The organism is Hymenobacter terricola (genome assembly GCF_017921975.2).
GTDB lineage: Bacteria > Bacteroidota > Bacteroidia > Cytophagales > Hymenobacteraceae > Hymenobacter > Hymenobacter terricola.
Map to the genome: position 1 here is coordinate 15,584 of NZ_JAGEMO020000066.1, position 16,131 is coordinate 31,714.

Genomic DNA, 16,131 nt, shown 5'->3' on the forward strand with positions numbered 1-16,131 from the left:
TGTATGTCAATAACCTTACTACGGCGTTTTTGGGGGCCGATGCTGCTGGCGCTGCTGGTGCTGGGCGCGCGCCCGGCGCAGGCTTCGCACTTGCTGGGCGGCGAAATGAGCTACCGCTACCTCGACGCCAATGGCCCGGCGGCGGCCCCGTTCCGCTACCAGATGACCGTGACGTTTTACATCAACGGCCTGCCGGGCAACGCGCCGGCGCTCACCAACCTGCCCGTCAGCATCTTTAACCGCACGACGGGGGCCCGCGTCATCATGACGACGGTGAACTACCCGACGATTACCGGCGGCGACATCAACATTCTGAACCCGAGCAACTCCCCCATCATCAGCCCCACCGTGCCATCGGGCTGCACCGTGATTGGACCATACCAGCCGTTCATCATCAACAAGTTTGTGGGGACGGTCAACCTGCCGGTTTCGTTCGACGGCTACTATGCCGTGGTCAACCCCTCGGCCCGGAACTACACGCTGACCAACCTGAATGCCCCGGCCAGCGCCGGCCAGCCCCTCACCCTGTACGTGAGCATGGCCCCGCCGCTGATTACGAACCGCTCGCCGGTGTTCTCGGATACGGCCGTGGCCGTGGTGTGCCAGAACGACACCACGATTACCCTCAACAATGCCTTCGACGCCGACGGCGACCGGCTGGTGTACTCCTTCGGCACGCCCTACGGCAACCTGTCCAACCCCAACAGCTTCCCGCCCCTGCCGCAGTCGGTGCCGTATTTTCCCAACTACAGCTCCACCGCGCCGTTCGGCACGGCGGCCGGCAACTATGCCAGCATCAACGCCAGCACGGGCATTGCGAAATACCGGGCCACCACCAACGGCCTCTACGTGGTGGCGGTCGACGTGTCGGAATACCGAACCATTAACGGCCGGGAGGTGCTGATTGGCACCACCCGGCGCGATTTGCAGCTGGTGGTCTCCACCTGCCCGGCTACCCCGCCTCCAGTATTGCCAACCATCACGCTGCCCCGCAACTACACCATTGAGGAAGGCCAGTCGCTGAGTATCCCGATTTCGGCCACGCAGGCCAGCAACCACCCGCTGGTGCTCACTGTGAACAGCGCGCTGCTCGACGGCAGCGGGCCATTCAACACCACTTTCAATGGGAGCACGGGCACGGTAACGGCGGGCAACCTGACGGGCACCGCCAGCGCCACCGGCAATGGCACGGTGAGCGGCACGTTCGTGTATAACTCGTCGTGCGGCAACGCCCGCTCCACGCCCTACGACCTGGGCGTGACCGTGAAAGACAACGGCTGCGGCGGCAAAACGGCTTCTGACATTTTCCGCATCACCGTGACCCGCGCCGCTGGTCCTACTGCCATCAACGGCCCGGCCACGGTGTGCGACCCGGCCACGGTGCGCACGTACACGGCCGCCGGCCCCACGCCGGCCTCGTATAACTGGCGCGTGATTGGCGGCACCATTGCCAGCGGCCAGGGCACCAGCTCGGTGAACGTGACCTGGGCCAGTGCCAACACCACCGGCACGCTGATTCTCAAAGGCGTTTCCTCCTATGGCTGCGCCACCGACTCGGTGGTCAAAACCGTGGATATCCGTCCCCTGCCGGCCTTGGTGGTGGCGCCTAATGCGCCCAGCATCTGCCTGGGGGCTTCTACCACCCTCACTGTCACCGGCCAGGCCGGCCTCACCTACACGTGGTCGGGCGGCGGCCAAACCTCAACCACCAACACACTGACGGTGACGCCTACTGTTACCACCACCTACACCGTGGTGGGTACCGATGGCACCTGCACCACCTCGGCCAGCGTGACCGTGACCGTGACGCCGCCACCCGTAGCCGACGCCGGCGCCGACCGCAGCATTTGTCCCGGCGTGGCCTCAACGCCCTTGGGCACGGCCCCAATTGTGGGGGCAACATATAGCTGGAGCCCGGCCACCGGCCTGAGCAGCACCACCGTGGCCCAGCCCACCGTGACGTTGCCCAACACCACCGGCGCGCCCATTGTGCAAGTATACACGCTCACGGTGAGCACGGGCGCCAGTTGCGCCAGCGTGGGCACGGTGCGCGTCACGGTGAACCCCGCCGCGACGGTTGATGCCGGCCTGGCCCGCACCACCTGCTCGGGGGTTGCTTCGGTGCTGCTGGGCACGGCGGCCATTACCGGCTACACGTATAGCTGGAGCCCGGCCACCGGTTTGAGCAGCCCCACGGTGGCCCAGCCTACGGTGACGCTGCCCAACACCACTGGCGCCCCCATCACCGCCACTTACACCGTGACGGCCACCAGCCCGACGGGCTGCACGGCTACTTCGACGGTGGTGGTGACGGTGAGCCCGGCCGCTGTGGCCACGCCCGGCCCGGCCATCAGCTTCTGTTCCGGCACGGTTTCGGCCCCGCTGGGTGGCACGGCAGTGGCTGGCACTACTTATAGCTGGACTCCGACCACGGGCCTGAGCAACCCCAACATCCTCAATCCCACGGTGACCGGCACCAATACCACGGCCGCACCCATCACCACTACCTATACTCTGACGGCAACCACAGCCGGCGGCTGCTCGGCCACGGCCACGGTGGCCGTCACCATCAACCCCGCCGCCGTGGCCGATGCCGGCCCGGCCAAACAAACCTGCTCGAACGTGGGTGTGGCCATCGGCAGCGGCACGGCCGTAGCCGGCACCACCTACACCTGGAGCCCGGCCACTGGCCTCAGCAGCCCTTCGGTACTGAACCCGACCGTGACCCTGCCTAACCTCGGCACCACGAACTTCACCCAGGTTTACACCCTAACGGCCACCACGGCCAACGGCTGCGTGAGCACCGGCACCGTGACCGTAACCATCTTCCCCGCCGCCGTGGCCAACGCCGGCCCGGCCCTGGCTTTCTGCTCGGGGGAAACCCGCACGCTGGGCTCCGGCGCGGCCGTGACCGGCACCACCTACGCCTGGACGCCCACCACCGGCCTGAACGACCCCACGGCCCTGAACCCGACCATTACGCTGACTAACACCACCAGCGCCCCAATTACCACGACTTATACCCTGATGGCCACCACCAGCAACGGCTGTTCGGCCACCAGCACCGTGGCCGTGACCGTGAACCAGGCCGCGGTGGCTAACGCCGGCCCGGCCAAACAAACCTGCTCGAACGTGGGCGTGGTCATCGGCAGCGGCACGGCCGTAGCCGGCACCACCTACGCCTGGCTGCCCGTCACTGGCCTTAGCAGCACCTCCGCGCTCACGCCCACCCTGACCCTGCCCAACCTGACGGGCGCGCCCATCGCCGTGACCTACACGCTGACGGCTACCACGGCCCTGGGCTGCTCGGCCACCAGCACGGTCGCCGTGACCATTAACCCCGCTGCCGTGGCTAACGCCGGGCTCGACAAGCAAACCTGCTCGAACGTGGGCGTGGTTATCGGCACTGGTACGGCCGTAGCCGGTACTACCTACGCCTGGATGCCCACCACGGGCCTGAGTAGTGCCACCGCGCTGACCCCGACCGTGACCCTGCCCAACCTGACCGCCGCCGCCATCACGCAACAGTACATCCTGCTGGCCACCACGGCCAATGGCTGCTTCCAGCGCGATACCGTGATTGTAACCATTAACCCGGCCGGCGTGGCCGTGGCCGGGGCCAACCAGGCCGTGTGCTCGGGCTCGACCATTACGCTGGGGGCCGCTCCGGTCACGGGCTACACCTACAGCTGGAGCCCGGCCACCGGCCTGAGCAGCGCCACCGTGGCCAACCCCACCTTCACGCTGGCCAACACGACCGCCACGCCCAACCCCATTGTCTTCACCCTGACGGCGACTACGGCCAACGGCTGCACCACCACCGGCACCGTGACCGTGACCGTAAACCCCGCCGCCGTGGCCGATGCCGGCCCCGATGCCGCCCTCTGCGACCGCCAGCGCCTGACCCTGGGCACGCCGGCCCGCACGGGCTACACCTATAGCTGGAGCCCCGCCACCGGCCTGAGCAGCGCCACCGCCGCCCAGCCCGTATTTACGGCCGCCAACTCCACCGCCACCCCGCTCACCCTCACCTACACCTTGACGGCCACTACCGCCAACGGCTGCGTGAGCACCGATGCGGTGGTCATCTCCGTGAACCCGCGCCCCGCGCCCGAAGCCATTACCGGCCCGGCCTCGGTCTGCCCCACCGTCACGGGTATTGCCTATTCGGTGACGAACCCGGCCGCCACGGCTTATACCTGGCTGATTAACGGCGGCACCATTGCCAGCGGCCAGGGCACTCCGGCCATCACCGTGAACTGGGGCGTGGCCAGCACCGGCGGCTTCATCAAGGTGTTCCGCTTAAATGCTCTGGGTTGTTCTTCGGACACCACCACGCTGCCCATCATCATCAACCAGCGCCTGCAAACGGTGCGGCCCACCGGCCCCGGCGACATCGTGGCCGGGGCGCCCCTGCCGCAGTCCGTCTGCCAGGCCGATGGGCCCTACGTCTACCGCAGCGGCGTGTTTGCCGCCGGTTCCAGCTATTCCTGGGCCATCATCGGCGGCACGCAGGTGAGCACCTTGCAGAACACCGTGACCGTGAACTGGACGCCTGTGACGGTGCCCACCATCGGCAAAATCGTGGTTACGGAAACCAGTAACCCCAGCGGCGGCATCTGCCGCGGCATTTCCGATACGCTGTTTGTGCGCATCAACCCTTCGCCCCGCCCCAATCTGGCCATCACCAGCCCGGTGCGCGTGTGCCAGACCAACGGCCCCGTCACGTTTGCGCTGCCCGGCGGCTTCACTGGCTCAACGTATACCTTCCAGCTGAATGGTGCTACCCTGGCCGGCACCGGCAGCGCCCGCACCCTGAGCACGCTGCCGGCCCCCGGCACCTACCCCCTCACGGCGCAGGAAACCAGCGCGGCCGGCTGCGTGGGCCCGCTCTACACCACCACTTTCACGGTGAGACCCACGCCGGTGGCCCCGACCATTTCGGGCTCGGGCTTCGTGTGCAATGTGACCACGCCGCAGCAATACGCCATTGCCAACCCCACCGCCGGCGCCAGCTACCAGTGGACGGTAGTGGGCGGGGCCGTTACGGCCGGCGGTACCAGCAGCCAGGTCACGGTGCTCTTCAATGCCACCGGGCCTTACTCCGTGAGCGCGGCTGAAATCAGTGCCAGCCCGGCGTCCTGTACTGGTCCGGCTACTACGCGCACCATCCTGCTCGACAACCCCAGCGTTAGCCTGGTCAATGCTTCGGTGGATGCCACCAGCAACAGCCGGATTATCCTGACCCTGGCGGCCCCCGCCAGCGGCAACACGCCCAACACCGTGCGCATTCTGCGGCGCGTGGCCGGCGTGGGCACATTTGCGCAAGTAGGCACGGTAGCCGCTTCGGCCACCACGTTCAGCGATAACGCGGCCGTGGATGCCACCGCCAACACCTACGAGTACCAGCTCAACCTCACCAATGGCTGCGGCACACTATTGACGAGCAGCACGGCCCAGACTGTGCGCCTCGTGGCCATCGCCACGCCCGGCACCGGCGGCCGCAACCAGGGCAGCACCGCCCTCACCTGGAACGCCTACGTGGGCTTCCCGGTGAAGGAATACCAGGTCTTCCGCCGCACCGACGCCGGCGCGCCGGTCCTCGTCACCACGGTTTCGGCCGCTACGCTAAGTGCCACGGTGCCCAATACCGACCCCAACGTGCAAGCCAGCAGCGTGGGCTTCGACCAGAATTTCCGGGTGGTGGCCGTGAGCACCGCCGCCACGCCGCTGCTCTCGAACTCCAACGAGGCCAACGTGAAATTCGCCAACAGCACCCAGACCTACAACATCATCACCCCCAACCACGACGGGCTGAACGATGTGCTCGTGATTGACAACATCCAGCTCTACCCCGGCAACACCTTCACCGTGTTCAACCGCTGGGGCCGCGAGGTGTACAAAACCACCAACTACCAGAACAACTGGGGCAGCGACGACAACGTGGCCCCCGGCAACTACTTCTACCTGCTGACCCTGCCCAACGGCACCAGCCTCAAGAACTGGTTCGAAGTAGTGAAGTAGACCCGCTGCGTTTCTGCTCTCAGAAAAGGCTCCTCGTACTCCGGGGGGCCTTTTTTGTTGTGGAACCGGTTCCGCACCACTCCCGACCGGTTCCACACCACTCGGGACCGGTTCCGCACCACTCAGGCCGAACCGGTGCCCCGCTTTTTTGGAGAGGGGGCCGCCCCATAGGGGTCTCGTGAGGTGCCGCCCCCTACCTTTGCCTTCCCTATGAGCCGAGCCAAAAAAATACCCGCCGAGTTACTCCGCAACGTCACTATCCAGGACATGGTCGCCGAAGGCAAATGCCTCGTCCGCGTCGAGAACCTCGTCATTTTCGTGTCGCAGGTCGCCCCCGGCGATGTCGTCGACCTCCACGTGACCAAAGCCAAGAAGAGCTTTCTGGAAGCCGTTCCCGTCAAGTTTCACCAGTATTCCGAGCTGCGCATCACGCCCTTTTGCCAACACTTCGGCACCTGCGGCGGCTGCAAGTGGCAGCACCTCGGCTACGATTCGCAGTTGCATTTCAAGCAGCAGCAAGTGGTGGACCAGCTCACCCGCATCGGCAAAGTGGCGCTGCCCGAAATCCCGTTCATCCTCCCCTCGCCCCAGCGCACCTACTACCGCAACAAGCTCGAATACACCTTCAGCGACAACGGCTGGCTGACCCAGGAGCAAATCGACGACGACACCCAGACCTTCGACCGCAACGTGCTGGGCTTCCACACCCCCGCCCGCTTCGATAAGATACTCGACGTGCAGCACTGCCACCTCCAGGCCGAGCCCAGCAACGAAATCCGCCTCTTCATCCGCGACTACGGCCGCGCCCACGGCCTCGAATTCGGCAACATGGTGCGCCAGACCGGCAACCTGCGCAACCTCATCATCCGCACCGCCCAGAGCACCGGCGAAATCATGGTGATTCTCCAGTGCTACCGCCCCCACGCCAGCATCGAGCCCCTGCTTGATGCCCTCTACGCCAAGTTCCCCGGCATCACCTCCCTCAACTACGTCCTCAACAGCAAGGGCAACGAAACCTTCCACGACCTGGAGGTAATTACCTACCAAGGCAAGCCCTACATCGAAGAAGAAATGGAAGGCCTGCGCTTCCGCATCGGCCCCAAGTCCTTCTACCAAACCAACTCCGAAGGCGCCCACCAGCTCTACAAAGTGGCCCGCGACTTCGCCGCCCTCACCGGCGATGAGCTCGTGTACGACCTCTACACGGGGGCCGGCACCATCGCCAGCTTCGTGGCCCACCAGGCCCGCAAAGTCATCGGCGTCGAGTACGTGGAGCAGGCCGTGGCCGACGCCCACGTCAACGCCGAAATCAATCACATCACCAACACCGAGTTCTACGCCGGCGACATGAAGGACATCCTCACCGCCGAGTTCACCGCCCGCCACGGCCGCCCCGACGTCCTCATCACCGACCCGCCCCGCGCCGGCATGCACCCCGACGTCGTGGCCCGCCTGCTGGAGCTGCGCGCCCCCCGCATCGTCTACATCAGCTGCAACCCCGCCACCCAGGCCCGCGACCTGGAGCTATTAGATGCCGCGTATCGCGTGACGCGTGTGCAGCCGGTGGATATGTTCCCCCACACGCACCATGTGGAGAATGTGGTGGCGCTGGAGTTAAAGTAATCACTAATTCTGCCTACCATGACTAATGATAATAATTACCAGCCGCAGATAATCTGGCAAGGAGAGCCTGTTGGCATATTTGATAGCCCTCAGCCCGATATGTGGTATTTAGAGGGGCCTTGGATTAGCAACGAAACTGATATTGCTTTTCTATTCAAATCGGCGGTTGAGAAATTAGATTTAAAAAGTGTTTATAATACTCTTGAAGGAGTAGAAGCCTTTTTAGAGTTCGAAGGCTCAGATAAACAGGTGCGCATCATTGTCATTGGATTGATAGAAGAGAATATTTTATTTGTTAGACGAATGCCCTCCTAATGGACTACTTCAACGACCCCGAACTCAACGGCAAATACCTCGGCACCATCACCAAGGATTTCGTCGTCGTGTCCGACACCCTGCTCGAAGCCTCTTCCCAGATTCGCAAGGGCGACTTCAGCCAATACCCCATTTTCGTGTTTGCCAAGCAGGAAGTGCCCCTCGGCGGCCTTCTCGTCAACGCCGATGAGCTGAACCTGGAATGGCACGTCTTCGCCAGCTACCTGGAGCTCTTCGTGCAGCAAGGCATCATCGGCACCGAAGGCATCGAGAGCTTCCAGGCCACATACAAAGACCCCGACGAATTCTGCTGCCTCTTTGTGCTCGATGAGGACTTCACGAAATTCGTTTTCGTGCCCTATCCGGAGGATTAACCCATAAAGAGAAAGGCCCGAAAAAGAAAGAACGTCATGCTGAGCGTAGTCGAAGCATCTCTACCGGGGAGGTAATTATTTACTCTCGCGGTAGAGATGCTTCGACTTCGCTCAGCATGACGTTCTGCTATTGTGCGCCCAACGGCGCTACTGCAGCAACTACTAATTCCGGCGCTGCACCGGCAAGTCTTCCAGCTGCGCGTAGCTCAGCTTCCAGGTATTATCAGCGGCTTTCTTCCAGAGGAAAATATAGTTGCCTTCGCCAAAACCGGCGGGCTGGCCGGGACCGGCGGGCAACACATCCACCGAGAACGTGCCGGCTTCGTAGGCACTGCCGGCATCGGTTCCGGTGCTGGTGACGCTGGTTTTGAGGTTGCTGATGGTGGGGAGCGTGGCGCTCACCCACTTCTGGGCCACTTCGTCTTTGCCCTTCCAATGGGCATTGCCCTGCACGAAGGCTACGTCATCGGCCAGCATGCCGGTAATCTTGCCCGAATCGCGGCTGTTCCAGGCCGCGATAAAGTCCTGGTCAAGGGTCTGAACATTAACAGCATCGCCGCCTTTTGAACAAGAAGTAAGCGCTAGGGCCACCAATAAACTGCAAACAAGGGATTTCATAAATCCAAAAGGTTAGTGAAGATAAAACGTAGCGGATAACATCATCCGCCGCTGCAACAGGCTATAAGAACCAAACCCCGAGCGCGGGCGCCCGGGGTCTGAACTTTAATTAATTTTGGAATTACCAGCTCTTGCGACGGTACTCCGACGTCGAATACGGCTTCGAGGCGTCGCCATTCGAGTCGTTGGGCAGGAATGCGGCGTTGGAAGCAGCAGGCATTGGCGCATTATACGTTGAGGCGGTGGTTGCCGTGAGGCTGTTGACGGGCACCGCAGTTGATTGCGAACGGGCTACTACGGCTTCGCGGTGTTCGCGGTGGGCCTGGGCAATTTCCCGGCGATAAGCAGCTTCGCGGGCAGCTACGGCCTGGCGCTCAGCCGCGGCAGCGGCGCGTTGCTTCTTCTTGTTATCGATGTGCTTGCCGACCCCGTAGCCAATGGCACCACCGGCCACGCCGCCCACCACGCCGCCCACGGCCCGGTTGCGCTTGTTGATGAGGGCACCAGCCGCAGCACCACCCAGGCCGCCGATAACAGCACCTTTGGCTTGCGGGCTCCACTGAGCCTGGGCACGCTCGGTGCCAAATACGGTGCTTAACAACACCAACAATGCGAAAATATACGGGAGCTTATTCATGGCTGAGAAAGAAAAGTTGAGTAAAATACAGGGTTATGATTACAGAAAGACAATTAGCGTGCCATCCCACCGAGCATTCTCTGAACACTCCTAACGGTGGCGCTTACATAAGGTTAATCCGGCCGCTAAAAATCTTCTCAGAAACTCGTCCAGCCCTGTGCCTGTAGTGGCACGGCCTGGCCGGCTTTGGTCACCAGATTGGCGCCGTCATCGGGGCCGGTGAGGTGGCCAATGATGGTGATATCGGGGTGATTTTTAAGCTTTTCGTGGTCCGTGACGGGCACCGTAAACAGCAGCTCGTAATCTTCACCGCCGTTCAGGGCGCAGGTAATGGGGTCCAGGTTGAATTCAGCCGCCGTTTCGAGCGTGGGATTGGCCAGGGGCAGAAACTCGGTAAAAACCCGGGCCCCGGTGCCGCTGGCCGCACACAAATGCAGCACCTCGGAGGCCAGTCCATCGGAAATATCAATCATGCTCGTGGGCCGGATGCCCCGCTCGCGTAGCTCGTGCACAATGTCGAGCCGGGCCTCGGGGCGCAGCTGGCGCTGCACCACGTACTCGTAGTTGGCCAATTCAGGCTGGGTATCGGGGTCGGCGAGGAAGGCCTGTTTTTCGCGCTCCAGCACTTGCAGGCCCAGAAAAGCCCCGCCCAGGTCACCGGTCACGCAGAGCAGGTCGGTGGGTTTGCCTCCGCTGCGGCGGACCGCCTGGCCGGCGGGAACTTCGCCCAACACCGTCACGGCGATGGTGAGGCCGCCGCGGCTGGCGGTGGTGTCGCCGCCCACCAGGTCCACGTTGTAGGCCTCGCAGGCCAGGCGCATGCCGGCGTACAGCTCCTCAATGGCTTCCACGGTAAAGCGCGGGCCGGCCGAAATGCCCACCACCAGCTGCGTGGGCAGGGCGTTCATGGCCGCCACGTCCGACACGTTTACGGCCACGGCCTTGTAGCCCAGGTGCCGCAACGGGCAAAACGACAAGTCGAAGTGAATGCCCTCCACCAGCAAATCGGTGGTCATCACCAGTTCGGTGCCGGGCGTGGGGGCAATAATGGCCGCATCGTCGCCAATGCCCAGCACGGTGCCGGGCAGGCGCGTGCTGATGCCGGCTTGCAGGCGGCGGATAAGGGCAAATTCGCCGATGGCGGTGAGGGGCGTGAGTTCGGGCATGGTGGGTGTTGAGTAGTCAGTTTCGGATGGTGAGGCAGGCCCTGGCCGCCCGCTGCTGTATTTGGAAGGCACAAAAGTACGCCCACAAAAAAAGGGAGGGAATTGCTTCCCTCCCTTTTCACTCAAACTGGCAAGGCACTTACTGCACCACCAGCTCTTTGTAGGTTTTGGTCTGGCCGTCGGCGCTCAGTATCTGCACGAAGTACAGGCCGGCTTTCAGGCCTGAGATGTCCAGGGTCAGTTTTTCCTGGCCCTGGCCTTTGGCTTCGGCGCTGATGCGCTGGCCGAGGCTGTTGAGCACGGTCACGCTGCCTACTTTGGCATCTTTGATTTCGACCGTGGCGGTGCCGTGGGCCGGGTTAGGGTATACGCTGATGTTGGAATCGAACTTGCTCAGCGTGCTAAGCGCCGTCTGGTACGTGCCGTGAGGGCCGCTGTAGTTGATGTGCTGGCCGAGTTGGTCGTAGAGTTGCCCGCCGGGGTCGGAGACGCCGCCGGGAGGAGTCGCGTAGCTATACGATACCCACTCATCGGCAATGTTATAGCCTGATACGTAAACCCCTCCTGGAGCCGGCCCATACACCGTGGTGGTGGTGCTGCGTACCCCCGCCGAAACGTTGGGGCGGCGCACAATCGACTGGTTTTCCGAAATTACTTCCGGGATGTACGTCGTGCCCGGATACGGGGTATCGAGCGCGTTGGTACCGCGCCAGTCGCCTTCGGGCACAATGGTACCGGTCCGGTTGGGCGGATTCTGTCCGATTACGCCAATCATGTCAACAATGACTCCGGTGCCAACGCCGGCTGTGCCGCTGGGGTAGCGCACCAGCGCCATCACGTCGTTGCCATTGAAGTACACCGCGCCGCCGCCGGTAATTACCGTTGGCCCCGAAGTGGGCGTGTGGGACACACTGAACTGGTTGGCCGCCGCGCGGATAACCGGCAGGGTGGCTTCGCCGCTGGCAATGACGAACGTGGTGCCGCGGTTCATGCTGTTCGCGCCCACGGCGGTCTGCGTGGCATCGCTGCGCAGCAGGCGCTCCTCTTCGGTAACTGCTAAGCTGCCGTTGGAATAGCGCCGAATGGAATACGGGGTCAGGCTGACCGTGTTGACGGTGGGATTGTAAATTTCAATGGCCCGTTCACTACCGGTCGAGTTGGTCGCGCCGCCATAGTTCACGCCTGACTGGTGGGAGCCTTCGTCGTATTCCGAGAAAAACAGCTCGGTGCCTTGTGCGTGGGCGGCTCCGGTCAGCAGCAAGGCTGCCGAAAACATAAAGTATTGCTTTTTCATAAAGTTTGGAAATGAGAACATCAGTGCAATGGCAAAGATACGCGAAACAGGGACTTTCGTTCATTACCAAAATATAAATACCGGCAGGCTTTCTCACTGGCAGTGCCATGACATTCAGCCGTTCCGACGATATTATTAACGCGTAACTCATCGTGATTTTTTCTCATTGCTAACACTCGTTAGCAGGCCTACCTTTGGGACACTTTATGCCTCCTCCCCCTGCTTCCCGCTCGCGCAAAGCCCAGTTGATTGACCGCACCGCCACGGCCCTGTTTCGGGCACGGGGGTTTGCGGCCACCAGCATGCGCGAATTGGCCACCGAGCTGGGCCTGGAAGCCGGCAGCCTGTACTCGCACATCAAGTCGAAAGAGGAAATTCTGCACCGGGTGTGCTTTGGGCTGGCCGAAGAGTTTTTTGCCGGCTTTGGGGCCGCCACCGCCGATGCGGCGGCGCCCCTTGCCGCGCAGCTGCGCCAGGCCATTGAAGCGCACGTGCGGGTGCTCACGCGGGATAGCGCCGCTTCGGCTGTGTTTCTGCACGAGTGGCGCCACCTGAGCGAGCCCGCCCGCACCGAATTCCTGGCCCTGCGCGACCGCTACGAAGCCGGCTTTCGCGAGCTGATTCGGCGCGGCATCGCGGCCGGCGAATTGCACGCCCCCGACGCGGCCTTCGCGGCCCTCACGCTGTTGGCCAGCCTCAACTGGCTGCCGGCCTGGTACCGGCCCGAGGGCAAGCTTACCCCCAACGAAATTGCCCACCGCCTGGCCGAGCAGCTCATGCGGGGGCTGGCGGCAGGCGCAGCCTGAGGCTCCCGGCCGTGGCTTTTCATTGCCACCGACCGGGCCGGACACAATTTGACGCCATTGCCGCCGTTTTACCAGCCCGGCCCGCAATTATGCGGGCCGGGCCGGCCGGTGTAGATTTGCCGGGCCGGCTTTTTCCCTGGCTTTCTTTATGCGCACTTTTTTCCTTTCCCGCGTTCAATCGGCGGCGGTGTTTTTGTTGATTCTCACCGGCTGCGCGGCCTCCTGCAAGCGCGACGGCAGCAAAGCCACCGTGCTGAACCCCGCCTCGGCGGCCGCCGTGAAAACGCAGTTCGACGTGCTGCGCGATTCCGTGGACATCAAGTGGCGCAACATGATTGAAAGCGACGACCAGAAACTCGCCGTCACGCGCCTGCTGCTGCGCGAGCTCAAGGCCCAGCCCGGCATGGACGCCGCCAAACTGCAGGGCCTCGAACGCGCCAATGCCCGCCTCAAAGCCCGCCGCTACGACCAGCAGACCATGGCCAGCTCGGCCCTGATTGACCAGTACGACACGGCCCAGGATTCCCTCCTGAACGCCCTGTATCCGGTGGCCGCGCCCAATGGCGGCGCATCCACCGAAAACGCCCGCAACTTCGTCGAAGGCCTCCAGCAGCTTGATGCCGGCGTGGTGGGCTTCCGGGTACTGTACGACCGCGCCGCCAAGCAATACAACGAGTACCTCCAGCTGCACCAGCCCGAGCTGCAATCCCTGGGCGGCAAATACGCCGCAGTGAAGCCGTTGCCACTGTTCACGATTGGGGCCAAATAACTTACCCGCTGAATCACCCAATTTTTAGGGAGTAAAACGGTCCTGTTAGCGCCCGGCAAATAAAGCTTTCGCCGGATGGTCTACCTCATGCAACTATTGCGTATCTTTCAGTCTCAACGCTGTTAGAACCATCACTTAACCGCCAATTCCCATGCTTACAAAGGCTACTATTTCCCGTTGGCTGTTGCCCGCGCTGCTGCTCGCCGGCCTCACCCTCACCTCCTGCGGAGAGCGTAAAGACTGCGACCCGCACCCTAAGAACAAGTGCGGCACCACCGCGCCGCCCGTTACGCCCAGCGGCCCCTCGTAATTTCTGCTCAGCACACCGCACAAAAAAAGGCGGCCGGCAAATTTGCCGGCCGCCTTTTTTTGTGCGTTCATATCCCGACTACAGCGCCGCCATTTCTTCCCGCACGAAGTCGGCCAGCGTGCGCAGGTATTCGGTGCTGAAATCGAACCGGATGCCCGCCGCCGCGTAAATCTGGCCGATGGGCGCGGTGTAGCCCAGGGCCAGGGCGCGCTTGTAAGCAGCCAGGCCCTCGGCGGGGTTCAGGCGGAAGTTGCGCCACACGGCAATGGCGCCGAGCTGGGCCATGGCGTATTCAATGTAGTAGAACGGCACTTCGTAGAGGTGCAGCTGCTTCTGCCACAAGTAGGGCTTGAAGGCTTCCAGGCCGGCCCAGTCCACGGTGCGCTGGTTGAATTCGTCGAAAATCTCAATCCAGCGCTGGTGGCGCTCGGTTTCGGTGTGGGTGGGGTGCTCGTACACCCAGTGCTGAAACTTGTCGATGGTGGCCACCCAGGGGAAAGTTTCGAGCACGCTTTCGAGGTGGGTTTTCTTGGCCCGGCGCAGGTCGTCGGGGTTCGGGAAGAAAACGTGCCACTGGTCCATGCTCATCAGCTCCATGCTCATCGAAGCCAGCTCGGCCACTTCGGACGGCGGGTGCTTGTCGGCGCCCAGCGGCAGGCCCCGGGTGAGGAAGGAATGTACGGCGTGGCCGCCTTCGTGCAGCATGGTCACCACATCGCGCAGCGAGCTGGTGGCGTTCATGAAAATAAACGGCACGCCGGTTTCGTCCAGCGGGTAGTTGTAGCCGCCGGGGGCTTTGCCCTTGCGGCTTTCCAGGTCGAGGTGGCCCATCTGGCGCATGGTGCGCAGGCAGTCGCCGAGGTAGGAATCGAGGTTTTGGAACACCGTGATGGTCTTATCCAGCAGCTCTTCGCCGGTGACGAAGGGCCGCAGCGGGGGCTGGCCGCTCGGGTCCACGTCGAGGTCCCACGGGCGCAGGGCGGGCAGGTTCAGGTCCTGCCGGCGCTCCAGGTCGAAGTCGTCGATGAGCGGCACCACCGTTTCGCGGATGGCCCGGTGGAAATCAAAACAGTCCTGCGGCGTGTAGTCGAACCGGCCCAGGGCGGCAAACATGTAGTCGCGGAAATTGGCAAACCCCGCGTTCACCGCTACCTGGTGGCGCAGGCCCACCAGCTCCGTGAAGAGGTGGTCCAGGGGCTTGGCATCCTGCAGGCGGCGCGCCTGAATGGCCCGGTAGGCCGCTTCCCGCACGGCGCGGTCGGGGTTTTTGAGGCGGTCGGCGGCCTGGGGCAGGGTCAGCTCCTGGCCGTCGAGGGTCACGTTCATGGCCCCCACCGTGGCGGCGTACTGCTGCTGCTTGGTGCTGATGTCGGTTTTGAGCGGAATGTTCTCGACCCGGTAAATCTCCGACGCCCGGCGCACCGAGCGCAGAAACACGCCGTAGCGGTGCGCATCGAGCCCGTCGAGGTAGGGCGAGGCCAGCATCTTTTCGTTCAGGGCGTGGTCGTGCGGGGCCACCTGGGGCTCCACTTCGTTCACGAAATACTGGAACGCCTCGGACCGGGTGGGGTCCTGGGTGTCGCAGGTCATGTGAATGTAGCGCCAGGCCAGGTCCTCGCTCAGCACCGATTCCAGCTCCGAACGGTCGAGCAGCCAGCGCTCCAGCTCCTCGGCGGAAGAGACGGGCCGGGCCTGCAGTTCCAGAAAAAAGGGCTCAATCGCGGCCCAATCGGTCACGAGGAAATCTTCGGGGAGATAATGGCGGGGCGGCCGGCTGGTGTCGGTGGCCGACTCGGCGGTAGGTTCAGCTAGTAGCATCATTTTGCAAGTATAATCGAAGAAAATAAACAAACGGTTGCCCTGTTCATAACCCAGGCTTTACGCGACAAGAGCCATGCCGGTCGAAAAAGAAGTTACGAGTTAAAAGGTAGGAGTTGTGTTGTTTGCTGCACCCATAACTTCTTATTCATCCCTCATAATTCCTTTTTCTCACCCAATCTCAATCACCACATCGTCCGTCATCGGGTGGCCCACGCAGGTGAGGACGTAGCCTTGTTTCAGCTCGGAATCCGACAGGCCTTCGCGCTCGTCCAGGTGCACTTTGCCGCTCAGGCACTTGCCGCGGCAGGCCGTGCAGAGGCCGGCCTGGCAGGAATACGGCAGGTCGATGTCCTGGTCGAGGGCGGTTTCGAGGA

The 16,131-nt window shown here is 62.8% G+C and carries 13 protein-coding genes; 7 read left to right on the top strand and 6 right to left on the bottom strand.

Going from position 1 to position 16,131, the window contains the following annotated elements:
* Window positions 1-3 precede the first annotated feature (3 nt).
* From J4G38_RS22805 to J4G38_RS22820, 4 genes are all read left to right on the top strand, one after another.
* Window positions 4-6,024, top strand: coding sequence for a T9SS type B sorting domain-containing protein (locus J4G38_RS22805; protein WP_210521087.1), 6,021 nt, complete (start codon window positions 4-6; stop codon window positions 6,022-6,024).
* A gap of 210 nt (window positions 6,025-6,234) precedes the next feature.
* A complete protein-coding gene (gene rlmD, locus J4G38_RS22810; protein WP_210521088.1) occupies window positions 6,235-7,647 on the top strand; it encodes a 23S rRNA (uracil(1939)-C(5))-methyltransferase RlmD in 1,413 nt (470 codons plus the stop codon).
* An 18-nt stretch (window positions 7,648-7,665) separates the two neighbouring features.
* The gene (locus tag J4G38_RS22815; protein WP_210521089.1) at window positions 7,666-7,962 is read left to right on the top strand and encodes a hypothetical protein; all 297 of its coding nucleotides are present in this window, start codon (window positions 7,666-7,668) and stop codon (window positions 7,960-7,962) included.
* Window positions 7,962-8,336 (top strand): hypothetical protein, encoded by a 375-nt coding sequence (locus tag J4G38_RS22820; protein WP_210521090.1) that lies wholly within the window; start codon window positions 7,962-7,964, stop codon window positions 8,334-8,336. Before J4G38_RS22815 ends, J4G38_RS22820 begins: the two co-directional genes overlap by 1 nt.
* A 162-nt stretch (window positions 8,337-8,498) precedes the next feature.
* Here J4G38_RS22820 and J4G38_RS22825 read toward each other — a convergent pair whose 3' ends face one another.
* The 4 genes from J4G38_RS22825 to J4G38_RS22840 form a co-directional block, all read right to left on the bottom strand.
* The gene (locus tag J4G38_RS22825; protein WP_210521091.1) at window positions 8,499-8,954 is read right to left on the bottom strand and encodes a YybH family protein; all 456 of its coding nucleotides are present in this window, start codon (window positions 8,952-8,954) and stop codon (window positions 8,499-8,501) included.
* A gap of 121 nt (window positions 8,955-9,075) precedes the next feature.
* Complete coding sequence (locus tag J4G38_RS22830) at window positions 9,076-9,591, bottom strand: hypothetical protein (protein ID WP_210521092.1); 516 nt, start codon at window positions 9,589-9,591, stop codon at window positions 9,076-9,078.
* A gap of 137 nt (window positions 9,592-9,728) precedes the next feature.
* Entirely contained in the window at window positions 9,729-10,757 is a 1,029-nt protein-coding gene (thiL, locus tag J4G38_RS22835; protein WP_210521093.1) for a thiamine-phosphate kinase, read from the bottom strand.
* 139 nt (window positions 10,758-10,896) lie between these two features.
* A complete protein-coding gene (locus J4G38_RS22840) occupies window positions 10,897-12,051 on the bottom strand; it encodes a T9SS type A sorting domain-containing protein (protein ID WP_210521094.1) in 1,155 nt (384 codons plus the stop codon).
* 206 nt (window positions 12,052-12,257) lie between these two features.
* Here J4G38_RS22840 and J4G38_RS22845 point away from each other — a divergent pair, with 206 nt between their 5' ends.
* The 3 genes from J4G38_RS22845 (at window position 12,258) to J4G38_RS22855 (ending at window position 13,936) form a co-directional block, all read left to right on the top strand.
* Window positions 12,258-12,857, top strand: coding sequence for a TetR/AcrR family transcriptional regulator (locus J4G38_RS22845; protein ID WP_210521095.1), 600 nt, complete (start codon window positions 12,258-12,260; stop codon window positions 12,855-12,857).
* Between the two features lie 148 nt (window positions 12,858-13,005).
* Window positions 13,006-13,626, top strand: coding sequence for a hypothetical protein (locus tag J4G38_RS22850; RefSeq protein WP_210521096.1), 621 nt, complete (start codon window positions 13,006-13,008; stop codon window positions 13,624-13,626).
* 151 nt (window positions 13,627-13,777) lie between these two features.
* On the top strand, window positions 13,778-13,936 hold the full coding sequence (locus J4G38_RS22855; RefSeq protein ID WP_210521097.1) for a hypothetical protein: 159 nt from the start codon (window positions 13,778-13,780) through the stop codon (window positions 13,934-13,936).
* A 78-nt stretch (window positions 13,937-14,014) separates the two neighbouring features.
* Here J4G38_RS22855 and J4G38_RS22860 read toward each other — a convergent pair whose 3' ends face one another.
* Entirely contained in the window at window positions 14,015-15,757 is a 1,743-nt protein-coding gene (locus J4G38_RS22860; protein WP_226163709.1) for a M3 family oligoendopeptidase, read from the bottom strand.
* A gap of 168 nt (window positions 15,758-15,925) precedes the next feature.
* The coding region (locus tag J4G38_RS22865) for a 2Fe-2S iron-sulfur cluster-binding protein (protein WP_226163711.1) at window positions 15,926-16,131 on the bottom strand (206 nt) is incomplete at its 5' end.